Here is a 16924-nt window from a genome sequence, read left to right on the forward strand (position 1 = left end):
CTGCCAGCCGTGGGTAGACAGGTCGAACGTACCGTTATGAATCGGCAGCATCCAGCGCCCGCGCAAATCCAGGTGGGCCTGCAGGCTCTGCTCCGGCTGCATGTGTACGTTGGGCCAGGCGACGTTGTAGGCGCCGGTTTCGATCAAGGTCAGGTCGAACGGCCCGAAACGCTCGCCTATCTGCTTGAAACCGTCGAAGTACCCGGTATCGCCACTGAAGAACACCCGCACATCGTCATCGATGATCACCCAGGACGCCCACAGCGTCCGGTTGCTGTCCAGCAGCCCGCGCCCGGAAAAGTGCTGTGAGGCTGATCAGGGTGGCCGGTCGGGTTTGCGGGGGCTTGCGCACGAATAGGTACTTGAGCCCGATGCGCAGCTTTTTCAGCACCCCATCCTGCGGCAACGATGCCTGGTTGTGAAAACGCCCATCCCGCTGTGGCGCCGGCTCGCCGGCTGCGTTGGCCAAAGGGATCATCAGCAACACTCCGAGCAACAGAAAAGCCTTCATGCTACCCCACAGTGATCAGATCAACCGTGAATTGGCTTGTAAGGTCATTTTTCGCCGATGAAACACTGTTCAACAATATTCATGCGCGTTATGCGATAAACGGTACCCCGATAGAATAGCGATGAACACGATGGACAACCGCAGCGGCAAAGGCCTTTCATTCGTCAAGCGCATCTATCTGCCGCGTGTCATCGGCCTGGGCATCGGTCTGTTCAGTGTCATGGCGGCCATTGCGCCGCTGTCTCCCCCCACCTGGGCATGGCTGCTGGTGCTGTTCAACGGGTTGCTGTGGCCGCACATGGCCTACCTGTGGGCAAGCCGCTCGGCGATGCCCTACCAGGCAGAGCAGCGCAACCTGCTACTGGACTCGCTGATGTGCGGGTTCTGGACTGCCGCCATGCATTTCAACCCGCTCCCCAGCGTGACGGTCCTTTCCATGATGACCATGAACAACGTCGCAGCCGGCGGCAAGCGCATGGTTTTTCGTGGGCTGCTGGCCCAGTTGGCCGGCATGCTTGTCTCCATCCTGCTGCTTGGCCCCGGCCTGCAGCTGACCGCCACCCCCCTGCAGGTGTACGCCTGCCTGCCAATGCTGACGCTGTACCCGCTGGTCCTGGGCTGGGTGTGCTACCAGTTGGCGATCAAACTGGCTGACCACAAGCGCCGGCTGAGCGCCCTGAGCCTCACCGACAGCCTGACCGGGCTGCTTAACCATGGCGCATGGAAAGACCTGCTACTGCTGAAGTTCCAGGGCTGTAAACAACAGCAGGGGCACGCGGTCATCGCCCTGATCGACATCGACCATTTCAAGACCATCAACGATACCTTCGGCCACGTGGTCGGCGACTGTGTGCTGCGCCAGCTGAGCGCAGAGCTGCGCCGTAATCTGCGCGAAGGCGACCAGGCCGGGCGTTATGGCGGCGACGAGTTTTGTGTGATGCTGCCGGACACCAGCGAGGCCCAGGCTTGCCAGGCCATGGAGCGCCTGCGCGAACGGGTCGCCAACTACCGCAACCCACAGTTGCCGCACCTGCGCATCAGCCTGAGCATCGGCCTGTCCCCCTTCGAAGCCACCCTGGAGTCACCCGAGCACTGGCTCGACCGGGCAGACAAGGCGCTTTACACCGCCAAGCACGCAGGCCGCGACCAGGTCAATTTTGCCCGTGGCGAGGCTTCTACGCTCAAGCTGGCCTATCCTGATTGAACCTCCTTCCTGACTGCTGGCGGGAGGCTGCCTGAAGGAGCCGCTGACGCATGGCCAGGACTGCCAAACTCCACCCCGCCAGCCCCACACCGCGCTTTCACGTGCGCCGCCTGATTGCCGGTTTCAGTGCAATTTTCGGCTTGGCCTGCCTGGTTACGCTGGGCGCACTGTTCAACATCGCCGCCACCCTTGATCACCAGGAACGTCAGCGTAGCGCCTTCCATGCGAACCAGGCGCTGGAGCAGCGACTGATCGCCTCGCGCCAGTTCTTGTCCAGCTATGCCGTGTGGGATGCTGCCTTCGAACACCTGGCGGGCCAGGTAGACTGGAAATGGGCCTATGAAGAAAAGAATGTAGGCGAGTCGCTGTACAGCGCCAGCGGCTACGAAGGGGTGTTCGTTGTAGAGGACAGCCGCACCACCTACGCGCTATTCAAGGGACAGCCCAGCCAGGCAGGTGCCAACACCTATATAGACGCGCCCCTGCAGCCGATCATCGACCAGGCCCGCGCCGCGGCCGTGCCACGGAAACAGACCACCCGTTACGTGCTGTTCAACGGCTGGCCGGCCGTGCTGACTGCCGCCGCTGTTCGACCGGACCGCGATGTCACTGAAAGTGAGGTACGCCAGTCCCCGGTGATGCTGTTCATCGACCAGCTTACCGAAGACAAGCTGACGCGGCTGGGCACCGGCGCCGGCCTTACCGGCATGCATGTGGACAAGGACAACAGGGGTGAGCACGGCCACTTGCGCATCGAGCTGGGCGATACCGGCTACCACTTGGCCTGGAACAGCCCGCTGCCCGGGCGCCAGCTGCTGTGGGCGGTCTTGCCGCCACTGGTAGGCGCGCTGCTGATGCTTGGCTTGATCATGCTGTACCTGTTCCGCCTCACCCTGCGCAGCTCGCGGGCAATCGGCCTTACACTCACTCACCTGCAACAGAGCAACCAGGCGCTGGAAGCCAGCGAGCAGCGTTTTCGCGCGGTGGCCGAATCGGCATCTGACTGGATCTGGGAAACCGACCGGCAACAACGCCTGACCTACCTGTCGCAACGCTTTGCCAACGTCACCGGCTACCCCGTGGACGACTGGCTGGGCCAACCGCTCAACCAGTTGCTGGCCTGCGATACCACCCCGCTCTCGCCTTGGCTGGACGCCCTGACCAGCGCCGACCCACAACAGTTGGCCAATTTGCGCTGTACCTACCGCGACCAGAATGGCCAAAACCGCTACTGCAGGATTTCGGCCCGCGCCATCTGGTATGACGACAAGCCCAGCGGCTTTCGCGGCACCGCCAGCGACATTACCGACGAAGTCGACGCCCACGCGCGTATTCAGCACCTGTCGTTGCACGACCCACTGACCGGCCTGGCCAACCGCAACAAGCTCGCCAGGCACCTGGAGCAAGCCCTGCTGCGTGGCACCGACTCGCCACCCTTGAGCCTGCTGCTGCTGGACCTCGACAACTTCAAACCGATCAACGACTCGCTCGGCCATGCTGCCGGGGATGCCGTGCTGCAAGAGGTGGCGACGCGGCTGCGCGATACCACCCGCGACGGTGACCTGGTAGCGCGTCTGGGCGGCGACGAGTTCATCGTGGTGCTAAGCGGCATGGACAACCGCAACGAAATCGACCGTTTCTGCGCGCGCCTGATCAGCCTGCTGCAACAACCCATCACCTTCGACAGCCAACCCCTGCATGTCGGTGCCAGTATTGGCGTCGCCCAAACCCGCACCCAGGGTTTCGATGCGGGCGAATTGATCCGTTGCGCCGACATTGCCCTGTACCAGGCCAAAGCCGATGGCAAGAATACCTGGCGCTACTTCGCTGCCGAGATGAACCAGCAGATCCAGTACCGCCGCCAGTTGGAAAACGACCTGCGCCGGGCCCTGCGCAATCAGGAGTTCGAGCTGCATTATCAGCCGCGCTACCGCCTCAGCGACCGACGTATCGTAGCGGTCGAAGCCTTGCTTCGCTGGCAGCACCCGCAGGAAGGGTTGCTGGGGCCGGACACGTTCATCCCGTTGGCCGAGCAAAGCGACATCATCGTCGCGCTGGGCCGCTGGGTGCTACTCGAGGCTTGCCGCACAGCCCATGACTGGCCAGCCGACATTCTGGTTTCGGTGAATCTGTCGCCCGCGCAGTTCCTGCGCAGCGACGTGGTAGCCGACGTGCGTGAAATCCTGCTGGAAACCGCCTTCCCGGCCCAGCGCCTGGAGCTGGAAATTACCGAGAACGTGATGCTCAACGACATCGAAGGCGCGCTGGGCACCATGCTGTCGCTCAAGGAGCTGGGCGTGCGCCTGAACATGGATGATTTCGGCACGGGTTACTCATCGCTGGGCTACCTGCGCACCTACCCGTTCGACAGCATCAAGATAGACAAGCGCTTCATCAGTGGCCTGAACAACAACGACGGCAGCGACCGAGCGGTGGTTCAGGCCATCATCAACCTGGGCGAAGCGATGGGGTTGACGGTGACTGCCGAAGGCGTCGAAAGCGAACAGCAGCTCAAAGCCTTGGAGAACGACCGGTGTCACGAAGTGCAGGGCTACTACATGAGCCGGCCAGTGGACAGGGCCGAGCTGGAGGCGTTGCTACACCCTACATCCCAAGGCAACACACAGTCTCTGTAGGCGCGGGTTTACCCGCGAACACCGGCAAAGCCGGTGCCATACACCGGGTTGGGTTCTCGTGGGCAAGCCAGCTCCTGCAGGGGGCATCAGGGCTGTTGCAGGCTGCGCTCGGCCACGATCTCTGGCAGGTCCTGGCGGCGCAGGTAAGCACGCAGAGGCTCACCAATATTCAAGCGGTCATCCACATGCTGCTCCAGCAACAGCGCCAGCCGCTCACGACACAACGCCATGCGCTGCCCTTGCTCGGGCCGCCAGACAAACTCGTTGCACGGGGTAATGCTGTCGTCGGCCACGTCCATGCCGAACGAATCCTCGGAAAAACGCACAATATGGACACCACGCTTGCCATGAAAACCGACAAAGCCCTTGAGCTGGTCGGCAGCGTTGCAGATGTCCTGGGAAGTGATGGCCATGACGTAACCTCGCAATGATATCGGAAGATACGCACGCCTGGCGGGGGATGGGTCGCCTCTACCGGGCAACTCGCAAGCCGCAGCCTAACGCAGGTGCGCATGAACGCGCCATGGTTTTCAGCGCTCACCGCTCAGGGTGTAGGGTTGGAGCTACTGCCGACCCCGGTCCTCATGCACCTGCACACTGGCCGTCATCCCCGCACTCAGGGTCACCCCTTCCGGCACCTGGTCCAGACGAATCCTTACCGGTATGCGCTGGGCCAGGCGCACCCAGTTGAAGGTAGGCTCCACTTCCGGCAGCAGTTGGCTGTCCGGGTTGCTGTTGCGGTCGGTAATACCGCGGCTGATGCTCTCCACCTGCCCTTGCATCGGCTCACCCGCCCCCATCAGCCAGACTTTCACGTTATCCCCCACACGAATACGTGGCAGCTTGGTTTCCTCGAAGTACGCCTGGATATAGAAGGTTGAATCATCCACCAGGGCCATGACCGCTTCCCCGGTGTTCACATAGTTGCCTTCGGCCAGACGCAGGTTGGTGATATGCCCGCTGCGCGGCGCCCGCACTTCACTGCGCGCGAGGTTGATCCTGGCCACCTGCAACTGCGCCTCGGCTTCGTGCAACTCGCCACGGGCGATGGCCGCATTGATCTGGGCGTTTTCACGCAACTCGGCACTGATCGCCTCGGGCCCCAAGGCCGTGCGCCGGGCGGCTTCGCGTTCGCGCAGGCGCAACTGCTGGGCGCGGGTCTCGGTCACGGCGCTGGCCTGGTCGAACGCGGCCTGGAAGCGCTCACGGTCGATACTCATCAACAGGTCGCCCGCCTTGACCTGCTGGTTGTCATGGACCTTGAGTCCGCGTACCCAGCCGGACACGTCAGGCGCAATCACCACCACATCGGCGCGCACACGGGCGTCGCGGGTCCAGGGGGTAAGCATGTAGTACTGCCACAGCTGGTAGCCGGCCAACACGGCCAAGGCCACCACACACAGCGTCACCAAGGTACGTACGGCCGCACGCATCGAAACACTCCTTCATAAAGGCCCCAGCAGGCGTACCACCAGGAACAACACACAAACGAACAGCGCCGCATCAAACAGCGCCTCATGCCAGATCCAGCGCCCCAGCGGCGTGGCCTGCACCACCAGGCGCAACAGGCCGGTGAGCAGCAGCGCCAGCAACACATAAAGCAGAAACGGGCTGAGCAGCACGCCGCCCACTTCCCATTCACGTAACCCCATGGGCTTCCTCCTGCCAGCGGCACCACTTGCCCCAGCTTTTTTGCAGTTGCAGCACCGCACCTTCAGCCAGCCGCAACGGGTCGCTGGCAGGCAGCCGGCGCAGGGCAGCGATGAATTGCTCACTGGCGGTGTCCAGGCGCTGCCCGCGCCCGGCGGCAGGCCCTTTGGCCAGTACCGCCTCTACCTGTTGCAGGTACTCGCGCTCGGCACGCCCCAAGGGGGCCTGGGCGACCGCCAGGCACATGCGCAGGTGTACCAGTTCATCACCAATGTCCAGCCCATGCAGGCCGTCGTCCCAGCGCTTGCGCTCGTCTTCCGGTAATTCACTGGCATGCCGCGCCAGTTGCATCAGGCGGTCAGCCATCCGCCCGCCAAACCAGCTGTCGGCCCCACGCAGGTCGCGCCGGGTCAGGCGCACCAGGTCGCTCTGGGTGGCTGCGCGCAGTCGCCGGCCCAGCCAGGCCGGGTGGCGGAACACCAGCAAACGAAAGGCCATGACCGCTGCAGACACCCCCACCAACATGGCCAACGCACTGTTCAGCATGGACGCCACACCGAACTGCATGGCGTTGAGCGGCGACACCAACACGATGAAGTGCAGGCAATAGGAGGTGGCTGTGGCCCCGGTACGGGGGTGGGCCATGCCCAGCGCGCCAAGAAACAGCGGCACACCCATGGCAAGGCACAGCATGGCGAAGCTGCTCCATTGCGGCAGCACAATTTGCCCGACCAGAAACGCAGCAGGTATGGCCAGGAAAATCCCGCGCAAAAAACTCAAGCCAATCTGCGCGCCGTTCTCACGGCTGGCGAACAGGCTACAGACTACGCAGGTCAGCACCAGGCCACCCGGCGCCGAAGGCCAGGCCGTGGCCAGCCAGAACCCGCTCATTACCAGAAAGGCCAGCGCACTGCGCGAACCAAACAGCAAGGCCAGCGACCAGTCGCGGTGCGCAGCCAGGCCTTGGGACACATCCTTGGGCGCCCTGCCCGCCTCCACATCCTCCAGCGCCTGGCCGGCAGCCATAGCGTAATCCAGCAGCAGGGCCATGCGCGCCAGGCAGAAGTGCTCCGCCGAACTGATCTGCTCATCGTGTGCGGCATCCCAGATACGTTGGCGCAACAGCAACAGGCCGGGCGTGTCGGGTTTGCCCAACAGTGTGCGCACGTCGTGCAACCAGGGCGCCAGGTGCTCAGCCTCCCGCTCATCCAGTTGCCGCCACTGACGGCGCACCGAACGGGAGATGCGCAACAGCACCATCAGCTTCTGGCTGAGCCCACGAATGGCACGGGCACGCTGCCGGCCACGGTTGCCTTCGAACCAGGCATGTTCGCGCTGGCTGTCGATGGCCACGATACGTCCCAGGCTTTCCAGCAAGCCTTTGCGCGCCTCGTCCTCGCCACCCAGCATGGCACTGGCGGCTTGCAGACCGTTCTGCCAGGCCTGTCGGGCCTGCCCGCCCAGTTGCTGTTCCACGCGCATGGGCCAGAGCAAGGCACTGCTGGCGGTGGCGCAGAAAATACCCAGGCAGATCTCGGTGCAGCGCGCCACCGCCTGGTCGAACACCTGCAGTGGGTGGTCGATGGCCGGCAAGGCGATGATGGCGGCGGTGTAGCCGGCCAGCACGAAGGCATAGGCCCAGGCGCTACGCAGTTGGGTAGAGGCGGCGGTGCACAGGGCCAGCCAAAGGGCCAGGGTGAGCAGAAACAAACCTGGGGTCTGCGAAAACAGGCCAATGAACAGCACCGACATGACGGTGCCAACCAAGGTACCCGCCAGCCGCGCCAGGCCCTTCTGCACCACCATGCCCGACAGCGGCTGGGCGACGATGAAAGCGGTCATCAGTGCCCATGCCGGTTGCTCCAGGCCCCAACGCATCGCCAGCCACAACGCCAGGCCACCCCCGAGCAGGGTCTTGAGGGCGAACTTGAGGGCGAGGCTGCTGGGGGCGAACAGGGCCTGGAAGGTAATGGGCACGAAGCGGACCTTGCGGGGATGGTCTTGTAGAAAAGATAGACAATGGCGAGCAGGATAAAGCGGAAATGAATAATTAGCTAGCTAATCATCTTTATCGACGTGCAGCCAAAGCACACATCCCAGGCAAAAAAATGGGCGACCGAAGTCGCCCTAAATGCCTTGCGTGCTCGTGTACCCGGAAGGTCAGCGCGGCTTGCGCTTGTTCGAGTCCTTCCAGATGAAAATGCCCAGACCGGCAAAGAAGGCAAACATCAACCCGACCGTTACCACACCGGCGATAACCACGTTGTCGAAGAACATGCTGGTCTCCCCATTCGTTTGCCGTTGTCCGATGGGTGCAAGGTAACCAATGTGGCGGGGGGAAAAATTGATCGGGATCAATGGTGCCCGAGGCCGGGCACGCGAGGCGGGTGCAGGGTTGACCTGCGTCAAATTTCAGCGCTTCTTCGGCTTGCTCTTGGGTTTCTTTTTCTTGCTGCTGTTCAACGGCAGGGCCTGCTCGAATGCGTTGCGCATGTCGTTCAGGCGCTTTTCCTTGAGGTCGTGGACGCGCTTGGCGCGTTCGGCATCGAAATCGATGAGGTTGTCTTGGCTCATGGGTGGGCTCGACGATCAACTGAGACTTGCATGATGAGGCCAGCCGCAGGTGCTGACCAGCCCCCTGTCAGACTTCGATGTCCACCAGCAGCCCCTGGCGTACGTGTTCGCCCATCAACGGGGCCACCGGCACGGTGTTGTCGGCGTTGACCTCATCACCGGGCATGGCACTGTAGCGTTCCTGATCGCCCTTCTGCCTGCGTTGCTGCTGGCGACGCTGCTCATCGCGCAGCAACAGTGCCTGCTCTTGCGGGTCACGCTGGTGCTTGAGGTCGATGGCACTTTCGCCGGACGCAGGCTGCGTCGGCACCACCGGTTTGATGTCGGGGGTGGGTTTGACCGGGTCCTGTTGCGAGGTCACCGGGGCGGCACTGAGCGGAATGATCGGCGGCAGCATGGACGTTCTCCTGTGCCCCTGTATCGGCAGGTGCGGGTTTACCTTGATGTCATGGACAACATTTACTCGGTTTCGTCGCCAGGCTCGTCGTCATCTGGCGGACTGGCTTCGCTCCAGGGCCGCTTGTAAACCTGCTGCCAGACTGCGTCCATATGGTCGCGCAATACCTGCGGCGCGGTTTTCAGCGACGCACTGTCCTCGCGCTCGCCACCGACCGGTTCCTCGCCCGCCGGGGTGATCAGCGACTGGCCGGTAATGGTGTAGCTGGCCTGCCCTTCGCGCATCTCGATGGCGATGTCGTGGGGGTCGATACCGCCGCCACAGAAGGCATGACTGGCTACCGTCACCTCGGCGACACCGTCCTTGTTCAAGTCGCTGACATCACTGACGTCGGTGTAGAAGTCGACGTCCAGGTCCAGCCCCGGGCAGGTGGTTTCCTGTTCGATCTGCCAACGCGCCTTGAATGCATCGCTTTCGGCAGTGCGCCCGTACAAGGTGGCCTTGAGTACCACCTTGTCCACTTCCTGTTCGCTTTCCGGGTCACTGGCCTGGCCATCGCTGCGGCTCAGTACCAGCAGGCCTTCACCGTCGCGGTCACGGTAGTGCACGCTCTTGATCGGTGTCTGGACGCCTAGCACTTCAAGCTGTTCCATCGGAATGGGGGGCAAGGTCTCGAAATTCTTCTGCTCGCAGGCACTCAGCAGCAGCAGGCTGCCCACGGCCATGGAAGCGCTCATCCAGCGGTGCTTGGCAGACATATAGAAGCGGTGCCCTCGTCGGCTGCGCAGTGCGAGGCGATGAAACAGCTAGACTGACTTACTTCCTGTTGTCGTTCGACACCTTTCGGTGCGTTCGCACTTTGGTCTGACCGGCCGATCCGTTAACATAATCGGCTTTTTCATCGCGGGAGTTCAGGCAGTATGGCGCAGCAGTATCAACCGGGGCAACGCTGGATCAGCGACAGCGAAGCCGAGCTCGGCCTGGGTACCATCCTGGCGCAGGATGGCCGCCTGTTGACCGTGCTTTACCCGGCCACTGGCGACACCCGCCAGTATTCCCTGCGCAATGCGCCGTTGACCCGCGTGCGTTTCTCGCCCGGTGACCAGATCACCCACTTCGAGGGCTGGAAGCTGACCGTGCGCGAGGTCGAGGACATCGACGGGCTCATGGTGTACCACGGCCTGGACGGGCAGAACCAGCCGCGTACCCTGCCAGAAACCCAGCTGTCGAACTTCATCCAGTTCCGCCTGGCCAGCGACCGCCTGTTCGCCGGGCAGATCGACCCACTGTCTTGGTTCAGCCTGCGCTACAACACCCTGCAGCACACCAGCAAGCAGATGCAGTCGGCACTGTGGGGCCTGGGCGGCTGCCGCGCGCAACCGATCGCCCACCAATTGCACATCGCCCGCGAAGTCGCCGACCGCAGCGCCCCGCGCGTATTGCTGGCCGACGAAGTGGGCCTGGGCAAAACCATCGAGGCTGGCCTGGTGATTCACCGCCAGTTGCTGTCGGGCCGTGCCAGCCGCGTACTGATCCTGGTACCGGAAAACCTCCAGCACCAGTGGCTGGTGGAAATGCGCCGCCGCTTCAACCTGCAGGTAGCCCTGTTCGATGCTGAACGTTTCATCGAGAGCGACGCCAGCAACCCGTTCGAGGACGCCCAGCTGGCGCTGGTTGCCCTGGAGTGGCTGGTCGACGACGAAAAGGCCCAGGATGCGCTGTTTGCTGCCGGTTGGGACCTGATGGTGGTCGACGAAGCGCACCACCTGGTCTGGCACGAAGATCAGGTCAGCGCCGAATATGGCCTGGTCGAGCAACTGGCCCAGGTGATCCCGGGCGTGCTGCTGCTCACCGCCACCCCAGAGCAGCTTGGCCAGGACAGCCACTTTGCCCGCTTGCGCCTGCTCGACCCCAACCGTTTCCACGACCTGGCCGCCTTCCGTGCCGAGAGCGAGCACTATCGCCCGGTCGCCGAAGCCGTACAGGAACTGCTCGACGAGGGCCGCCTGTCGCCCAAGGCGCACGCCACCATCCAGGGCTTCCTGGGTGCCGAAGGCGAAGCCCTGCTGGCCGCAGTCAGCGACGGCGATACCCAGGCCAGCGCGCGCCTGATCCGTGAGCTGCTCGACCGCCACGGCACCGGCCGCGTGCTGTTCCGTAACACCCGCGCGGCGATCCAGGGCTTCCCTGAGCGCCAGCTGCACCCCTACCCACTGGCCACGCCCGAGCAATACCGCGACCTGCCGGCTGGCGAACACGCCGAGCTGTACCCGGAAGTGGCCTTCCAGGCCCAGGGTGAGGTAGCCGACGACGAACGCTGGTGGCGTTTCGATCCGCGCGTCGACTGGCTGATCGATACCCTGAAGATGCTCAAGCGCACCAAAGTGCTGGTGATCTGCGCCCACGCCGAGACCGCCATGGACCTGGAAGACGCCCTGCGCGTGCGCTCCGGCATCCCGGCGTCGGTGTTCCATGAAGGCATGAGCATTCTCGAACGCGACCGTGCCGCCGCCTACTTCGCCGACGAAGAATTCGGTGCTCAGGTGCTGATCTGCTCCGAGATCGGCAGCGAAGGCCGTAACTTCCAGTTCGCCCACCATCTGGTGATGTTCGACCTGCCAGCGCACCCCGACCTGCTCGAACAGCGCATCGGCCGCCTGGACCGGATCGGCCAGAAGCACACGATCCAGCTGCACATCCCGTACCTGCAGGACAGCCCGCAAGAGCGCCTGTTCCAGTGGTACCACGAAGGCCTCAACGCCTTCCTCAACACCTGCCCGACCGGCAACGCCCTGCAACACCAGTTTGGCCCGCGCCTGTTGCCGCTGCTCGAAAGTGGCGAGAGCAAGGCCTGGGATACGCTGGTGGCCGATGCCCGCAGCGAGCGCGAACGCCTGGAAGCCGAACTGCATACTGGCCGCGACCGCCTGCTGGAGCTCAACTCTGGCGGCGATGGCGAGGGCCAGGCGCTGGTCGAGGCCATTCTTGAACAGGACGACCAGTTCGCCCTGCCGATCTACATGGAAACCCTGTTCGACGCCTTTGGCATCGACAGCGAAGACCATTCCGAGAATGCCCTGATCCTCAAGCCAAGCGAGAAGATGCTCGACGCCAGCTTCCCGCTGGGCGACGACGAAGGTGTGACCATCACCTACGACCGTGGCCAGGCGCTGTCGCGCGAGGACATGCAGTTCCTCACCTGGGAACACCCAATGGTCCAGGGCGGCATGGACCTGGTGCTGTCCGGCTCGATGGGCAACACCGCCGTGGCGCTGATCAAGAACAAGGCGCTCAAACCGGGCACCGTGCTACTCGAACTGCTGTTCGTCAGCGAAGTGGTGGCACCGCGCAGCCTGCAACTGGGCCGCTACCTGCCGCCGGCGGCACTGCGCTGCCTGCTCGACGCCAACGGCAACGACCTGGCATCGCGCGTGGCCTTCGAAACCCTCAACGACCAGCTCGAAAGCGTGCCACGCGCCAGCGCCAACAAGTTCGTCCAGGCCCAGCGCGATGTGCTGGCCAAGCGTATCAGTGGTGGTGAAGAGAAAATCTTGCCGACCCACATCGAGCGCGTCGCCGAAGCCCAGCGCCGCCTGGCGGCAGAGGCCGACGAAGAGCTGGCCCGCCTGCTAGCACTGCAAGCGGTCAATCCGAGTGTGCGTGACAGCGAAATCAACGCCCTGCGCAAGCAGCGTGAAGATGGCCTGGCAATGCTGGAAAAGGCCGCCCTGCGCCTGGAAGCCATTCGCGTGCTGGTAGCCGGCTGATCACATCGGTCTCTTGTAGGAGCAGCCCATCGCGACACAAGGCCGCTCCTACAGAGATAGCACAAGGGCTAAATCCGTTATTCCTAGCTGCAATCACATTGATAACCAAATCATTGGAATCAATGTGCCATTAGTCAGGAAGGCTTAAATACTCCTTCCTATACTGCCTCTGGACAGTCTGCACAGGGTTGTAGCGCAGACGAGTGAAAACTCGATCAAGAGACATTCCATGGAGTGGCTAGGGCTGCAACTGTTCGCCGACTTGCCGGCAACCGGGCGTATCGTCATTGATTGCCGCCATGAACCGTTCCTGGTTCTGCTCGCCTACTTCGTTGCCTGCGCGGCCTGCTTCGCCACGCTCGACATGGCCGAGCGACAATGCCACAGCCCCGAGCCCACTGCCCACCGCCAATGGAACATGCTCGGCGCGTGCTGCCTGGCCGGTGGCATCTGGGCCATGCACTTCATCAGCATGCTAGCGTTCCAGGCGCCGGTGGAAGTGCACTACGACGTTTCCCTGACCATTATTTCGCTGCTCATCGCCCTGGGCGTAGCCTGGCTGGCCATGCACAGCCTGGAACGCACACAAATGCGCACGCGTCACTTTGTGCAAAGCGCAGTGTTGATTGGCTTGGGCATCGTCCTCATGCACTTTGTCGGCATGGCTGCCATGGAAACCGGCGCCGTGCAGTATTACCAGACCGCCCTGCTGCTCGCCTCAGCTGCCATTGCCCTGCTCACCAGCCTGGCCGCGTTGTACCTCGCCCGTTACTTCCGTAATGGCAGCGGCACCCTGTACCAGGCCATGAAGTACGGCGCCAGCCTGCTGATGGCGACCGGTATCGTCGCTACCCATTTCACTGCGATGTCGGCCATGACACTGGTCATCCCGGCCGATACCGCACTGCGCCTGCCTTCTGGCGACAACAGCCTGCAACTTGGGCTGGGTATCGGCTTCATCACCCTGCTCATCAGTGGTGCCAGTATCAGTGCCGCATTGGCCGACAAGAAGTTGCAGAGTAAAGAGCACGACCTGCGCCGGGTCAGCGTGCTACTCAGCCAGCTGGACCAGGCCTGCGCCTCGCTACAACAAGCGGCGCATTACGACGCGCTCACCAATCTGGTCAACCGCCGTGGCTTCAACCAGGTGTTCGCCGAGCGGCTGGCCGAACACCAGGCCAGTGAAAGCCGCCTGGCAGTGATGTTCCTCGACATCGACCATTTCAAGCGCATCAACGACAGCCTCGGCCATGCCGCCGGTGACGAGCTGCTCAAGGTGATCGCCAACCACATCAAGGCCGCCACCCGCAGCCAGGACCTGGTCGCGCGCTTCGGGGGCGACGAATTCTGCATCGTCACCAGCCTCAATAACCGCGACGAAGCCCGTCATCTGGCTCAGCGCATCATGCAACGAATGAAAGAGCCCATCGACCTGGGTGGCCGGCGCATGGTCATGACCACCAGCATCGGTATCAGCATCTTCCCTGACGACGGCACCAGCGTCGAAGAGCTGCTCAAACATGCCGACCTGGCCCTGTATCAGTCAAAGGACAACGGGCGCAACAGCCTGAACTTCTTCAACGACAACTTGAAGACCCAGGCCACCATGGCATTGCAACTGGAAGAAGAACTGCGCATGGCCCTGCTCGAAGAGCGCGGGCTCTGCGTCCATTACCAGCCCATCTTCGACATGCGCAGCGGGCAACTGGCCAAGCTGGAAGCCCTGGTGCGCTGGCAGCACCCGCAACATGGCCTGCTTGGCCCCGAACGCTTTATCGGCATTGCCGAAGCCAACGGCCTGATCATCGACCTCGACCTGTGGGTACTGCGCCACGCCTGCAGCGATCTGGCCCACCTGCAGCGCTATGGCTACGGCGACGTCAAGGTCACGGTCAACTGCTCGGCCGTGACCCTCAGCCATGACGAGCTACCCAACGAAGTGGAGAAAGCACTGTTTCACGCCGGGCTCTGCGCCCGGCAACTCGAGCTGGAAGTGACCGAGAACGCCCTCATGGGTGATCTCCAGCGCACGGTGAACCTGCTCAAGCGCGTTCGCGCCCTGGGTGTGGCGCTGTCGATCGACGACTTCGGCACCGGTTACTCATCTCTGGCCTACCTCAAACGCCTGCCGCTGGATGTACTGAAGATCGACCGCACGTTCCTGCAGGATGTGCCGGGTAGCCAAAAAGATCGGGAAATCGTCCAGGCGATTATCGTCATGGCACACACGCTGCACTTGCAGGTGGTCAGTGAGGGCGTAGAGACCACGGAGCAACAGGCGTTCCTCAAAGCCCACGGCTGCGACTATCTGCAGGGTTACCTGCTGGGTCGCCCGGTACCACTGGCCGAGCTGCGACCACTGCTGGAGCGGTTGCAGCGTCAGGACGGCATGCTCACCCCTTGTTACGGTAAAGTTCTACCAGGGTCGCCGGATCTTTATGCAGGTAACCCTGGCTACCGTGCAGGCGCATCAATTGCGCGGCGAGGCCACTGAGCGGCGTCGCCGAACCCTGCTCGCGGGAGAATTTGACCGCGCCATCAAGGTCCTTGAGCAGCGTGCGCACATGCCACTTGATCGGCTCGAAGCGGCTTTGGGCCATTTGCGGCGTCAGGATCTGCAGAGGCCTGGAGTCAGCAAAGCCACCGGCCAACGCTTCGGCGATCAACGTCGCATCCACCCCGGACTGCTCGGCCAACGCCACGACTTCGGCAATGACCAAGGCGTTGCACGCCACGATCATCTGGTTACAGGCCTTGGTCACCTGGCCTGCGCCCACCGCCCCCATATGCGTCACCCGCTGGCCAAGTACCTGCAACACCGGCCGGGCACGCTCAAGGTCAACCGCCTCGCCACCGACCATGATCGCCAGGGTACCGGCTTCGGCACCAGGTGTGCCGCCGGACACCGGGGCATCCAGCCAGGCCATGCCACACAGTGCGGCCAGCTCGGCAGCCATTTCACGGGTGGCGGTGGGCTCCAGGCTGGAGAAATCGATCAGCAACTGGCCACTGCGTCCACCCTGGGCAATGCCGTGTTCGCCGAACACTACCTCGCGCACCACAGCGGTATCGGCCAGGCACAGCAGTACCATGTCGCTGCCCTGGCACAGTTCGGCAGGGCTGTTGGCCAGGCGCGCACCGGCCTCGACCAGCGCCTCACACTTGTCCGGGCTGCGGTTCCACACGGTCAGCGGGTATCCCGCTGCCAACAGGCGTCGGCACATGGGCAGGCCCATCAGGCCGATGCCGGCGAATCCAAGCGAAGGTAGTGCAGTGCTCATCAATGACTCCCGACTATTCGAATTGTTTTACAGGTTGGCAGAGGGGTAGACACATTACGCATCCCGTAAACTGTTACCGCCACGCCGAATTGTTACTTCCCTCTACCCGCCTTGAATGCTTTCAAGCACCAATAAGGGGCCGCTGCGCATTTTTGCGCACCAAAAACGATCACGCCACGTCCGGGCCCTTCACCTGAATCACGATGAACGGCGAAACCACTACCGCCCAGATCTCTGGATCGCGGCTTTGCAGGTCCAGGGCTTGTTCGGCCGACACCGGCCCAACAGTGCCATCACTACGCCACTTGGCGAAGATCTCGCTGCGATTCTCGGCCATCGCCTCGGCAACGGTGATCAGGTCCAGGCTGGGATCGACCCAAATCAGGTCACCCTTGGCCCAGAAACGCTCCAGCGCTTTCCACTCGATGATTGCCGTCTCGCCAAGCAATTTGGCATAGAGGGTGCTTGTTTGATCAGTCATGGGTGGTATCCGCAAAAATCGGCCAATAAAAAAGGCCGGCATTTTTGCAGAAAAACCCGGTTTCAAATATGTAATTTGGTCGATTGACCCCGAAGTTGTGGGGTGGGGTCACAGATACAGGCAGTTTGATGGCGCCTTTCTGTATCTTTCTGTCGATCAAGCGACAACCCAGGAAACAGGCACTTTTCGACCGCTTTTCAAGCGCTCGAACAGCGCTCTACACTGTACCGGTACAGTTCCGGGACATGTTCCGGGGGAAGGTGGGCTTGCGCGTTGGCATGGCCACGCCGCAAATCCCGCCCGGTCTGTAGCCCTGGCCGCCAGGACTATAAGAATTACAACAGAATGAGTGGAGCACTATGATCAAGATTTCCAAGCTGTTCGCCGCAATGGTACTGGCCGGGGTAGCCAGCCATTCGTTTG

Annotated in this window: 15 protein-coding genes and 1 pseudogene; 4 read left to right on the plus strand and 12 right to left on the minus strand. The window is 62.5% G+C overall.

From position 1 onward, the window contains the following. A pseudogene (locus APH36_RS32560) lies at positions 1-309 on the minus strand (MBL fold metallo-hydrolase); the annotation flags it as partial. Further along, complete coding sequence (locus tag APH36_RS32565) at positions 236-511, minus strand: hypothetical protein (RefSeq protein ID WP_060497835.1); 276 nt, start codon at positions 509-511, stop codon at positions 236-238. The pseudogene APH36_RS32560 and the gene APH36_RS32565, both read right to left, overlap by 74 nt. 130 nt (positions 512-641) lie before the next feature. Here APH36_RS32565 and APH36_RS05655 point away from each other — a divergent pair, with 130 nt between their 5' ends. Both APH36_RS05655 and APH36_RS05660 read left to right on the plus strand, forming a co-directional pair. Continuing rightward, positions 642-1715: a diguanylate cyclase gene (locus tag APH36_RS05655; RefSeq protein ID WP_060497843.1), complete on the plus strand. Its 1074-nt coding sequence runs from the start codon at positions 642-644 to the stop codon at positions 1713-1715. Positions 1716-1765: 50 nt separating this feature from the next. Further along, on the plus strand, positions 1766-4351 hold the full coding sequence (locus tag APH36_RS05660) for an EAL domain-containing protein (protein ID WP_060497836.1): 2586 nt from the start codon (positions 1766-1768) through the stop codon (positions 4349-4351). 86 nt (positions 4352-4437) lie between these two features. Here the strand turns inward: APH36_RS05660 and APH36_RS05665 are convergent, their stop codons facing one another. From APH36_RS05665 to APH36_RS05695, 8 genes are all read right to left on the minus strand, one after another. Then, a complete protein-coding gene (locus tag APH36_RS05665; RefSeq protein ID WP_016713809.1) occupies positions 4438-4764 on the minus strand; it encodes a DUF2025 family protein in 327 nt (108 codons plus the stop codon). A 150-nt stretch (positions 4765-4914) separates the two neighbouring features. Beyond that, entirely contained in the window at positions 4915-5784 is an 870-nt protein-coding gene (locus APH36_RS05670; protein WP_060497837.1) for an HlyD family secretion protein, read from the minus strand. A 12-nt stretch (positions 5785-5796) separates the two neighbouring features. Continuing rightward, positions 5797-6003 (minus strand): DUF1656 domain-containing protein, encoded by a 207-nt coding sequence (locus tag APH36_RS05675; protein WP_016713807.1) that lies wholly within the window; start codon positions 6001-6003, stop codon positions 5797-5799. Then, on the minus strand, positions 5990-7978 hold the full coding sequence (locus APH36_RS05680; RefSeq protein WP_060497838.1) for an FUSC family protein: 1989 nt from the start codon (positions 7976-7978) through the stop codon (positions 5990-5992). Before APH36_RS05680 ends, APH36_RS05675 begins: the two co-directional genes overlap by 14 nt. Positions 7979-8161: 183 nt before the next feature. Further along, positions 8162-8278 (minus strand): cytochrome c oxidase subunit CcoM, encoded by a 117-nt coding sequence (gene ccoM / locus APH36_RS33000; RefSeq protein WP_008097462.1) that lies wholly within the window; start codon positions 8276-8278, stop codon positions 8162-8164. 135 nt (positions 8279-8413) lie between these two features. Beyond that, positions 8414-8575 (minus strand): hypothetical protein, encoded by a 162-nt coding sequence (locus APH36_RS32055; protein ID WP_016713805.1) that lies wholly within the window; start codon positions 8573-8575, stop codon positions 8414-8416. A 67-nt stretch (positions 8576-8642) separates the two neighbouring features. Continuing rightward, positions 8643-8972 carry a hypothetical protein gene (locus APH36_RS05690; RefSeq protein ID WP_016713804.1) on the minus strand — a complete coding sequence of 110 codons (330 nt, stop codon included), beginning with the start codon at positions 8970-8972 and terminating at the stop codon, positions 8643-8645. Positions 8973-9034: 62 nt separating this feature from the next. Continuing rightward, positions 9035-9730 (minus strand): M949_RS01915 family surface polysaccharide biosynthesis protein, encoded by a 696-nt coding sequence (locus tag APH36_RS05695; protein ID WP_060497839.1) that lies wholly within the window; start codon positions 9728-9730, stop codon positions 9035-9037. Between the two features lie 162 nt (positions 9731-9892). Between APH36_RS05695 and rapA the strand changes: the two genes are divergently transcribed. Then, positions 9893-12739, plus strand: a complete 2847-nt coding sequence (gene rapA, locus APH36_RS05700) for an RNA polymerase-associated protein RapA (protein ID WP_060497840.1) — start codon at positions 9893-9895, stop codon at positions 12737-12739. 229 nt (positions 12740-12968) lie between these two features. After that, positions 12969-15233, plus strand: coding sequence for a bifunctional diguanylate cyclase/phosphodiesterase (locus tag APH36_RS05705; RefSeq protein WP_060497841.1), 2265 nt, complete (start codon positions 12969-12971; stop codon positions 15231-15233). On the opposite strand, the gene APH36_RS30580 is transcribed toward APH36_RS05705, so the two are convergent. Together APH36_RS30580 and APH36_RS05715 are read right to left on the minus strand one after the other, a co-directional pair. After that, entirely contained in the window at positions 15133-16020 is an 888-nt protein-coding gene (locus APH36_RS30580; RefSeq protein WP_082426344.1) for an NAD(P)-dependent oxidoreductase, read from the minus strand. The genes APH36_RS05705 and APH36_RS30580 overlap by 101 nt on opposite strands. 169 nt (positions 16021-16189) lie before the next feature. Then, positions 16190-16501, minus strand: coding sequence for a DUF2288 domain-containing protein (locus tag APH36_RS05715; protein WP_060497842.1), 312 nt, complete (start codon positions 16499-16501; stop codon positions 16190-16192). Positions 16502-16924 lie beyond the last annotated feature (423 nt).

Origin of the sequence: Pseudomonas sp. NBRC 111133 (assembly GCF_001320605.1) — a bacterium.
Lineage (GTDB): Bacteria > Pseudomonadota > Gammaproteobacteria > Pseudomonadales > Pseudomonadaceae > Aquipseudomonas > Aquipseudomonas monteilii.

Excerpts from the sequence above, each read along its gene's own strand:
- APH36_RS05705 (WP_060497841.1), top strand. The coding sequence starts at position 12,969 with ATGGAGTGGCTAGGGCTGCAACTGTTCGCCGACTTGCCGGCAACCGGG.
- APH36_RS05715 (WP_060497842.1), bottom strand. The coding sequence starts at position 16,501 with ATGACTGATCAAACAAGCACCCTCTATGCCAAATTGCTTGGCGAGACG.
- APH36_RS32055 (WP_016713805.1), bottom strand. The coding sequence starts at position 8,575 with ATGAGCCAAGACAACCTCATCGATTTCGATGCCGAACGCGCCAAGCGC.
- APH36_RS05660 (WP_060497836.1), top strand. The coding sequence starts at position 1,766 with ATGGCCAGGACTGCCAAACTCCACCCCGCCAGCCCCACACCGCGCTTT.
- APH36_RS05665 (WP_016713809.1), bottom strand. The coding sequence starts at position 4,764 with ATGGCCATCACTTCCCAGGACATCTGCAACGCTGCCGACCAGCTCAAG.
- APH36_RS05675 (WP_016713807.1), bottom strand. The coding sequence starts at position 6,003 with ATGGGGTTACGTGAATGGGAAGTGGGCGGCGTGCTGCTCAGCCCGTTT.
- APH36_RS05690 (WP_016713804.1), bottom strand. The coding sequence starts at position 8,972 with ATGCTGCCGCCGATCATTCCGCTCAGTGCCGCCCCGGTGACCTCGCAA.
- APH36_RS05655 (WP_060497843.1), top strand. The coding sequence starts at position 642 with ATGGACAACCGCAGCGGCAAAGGCCTTTCATTCGTCAAGCGCATCTAT.
- ccoM (WP_008097462.1), bottom strand. The coding sequence starts at position 8,278 with ATGTTCTTCGACAACGTGGTTATCGCCGGTGTGGTAACGGTCGGGTTG.
- APH36_RS05695 (WP_060497839.1), bottom strand. The coding sequence starts at position 9,730 with ATGTCTGCCAAGCACCGCTGGATGAGCGCTTCCATGGCCGTGGGCAGC.
- rapA (WP_060497840.1), top strand. The coding sequence starts at position 9,893 with ATGGCGCAGCAGTATCAACCGGGGCAACGCTGGATCAGCGACAGCGAA.
- APH36_RS32565 (WP_060497835.1), bottom strand. The coding sequence starts at position 511 with ATGAAGGCTTTTCTGTTGCTCGGAGTGTTGCTGATGATCCCTTTGGCC.
- APH36_RS30580 (WP_082426344.1), bottom strand. The coding sequence starts at position 16,020 with ATGAGCACTGCACTACCTTCGCTTGGATTCGCCGGCATCGGCCTGATG.
- APH36_RS05670 (WP_060497837.1), bottom strand. The coding sequence starts at position 5,784 with ATGCGTGCGGCCGTACGTACCTTGGTGACGCTGTGTGTGGTGGCCTTG.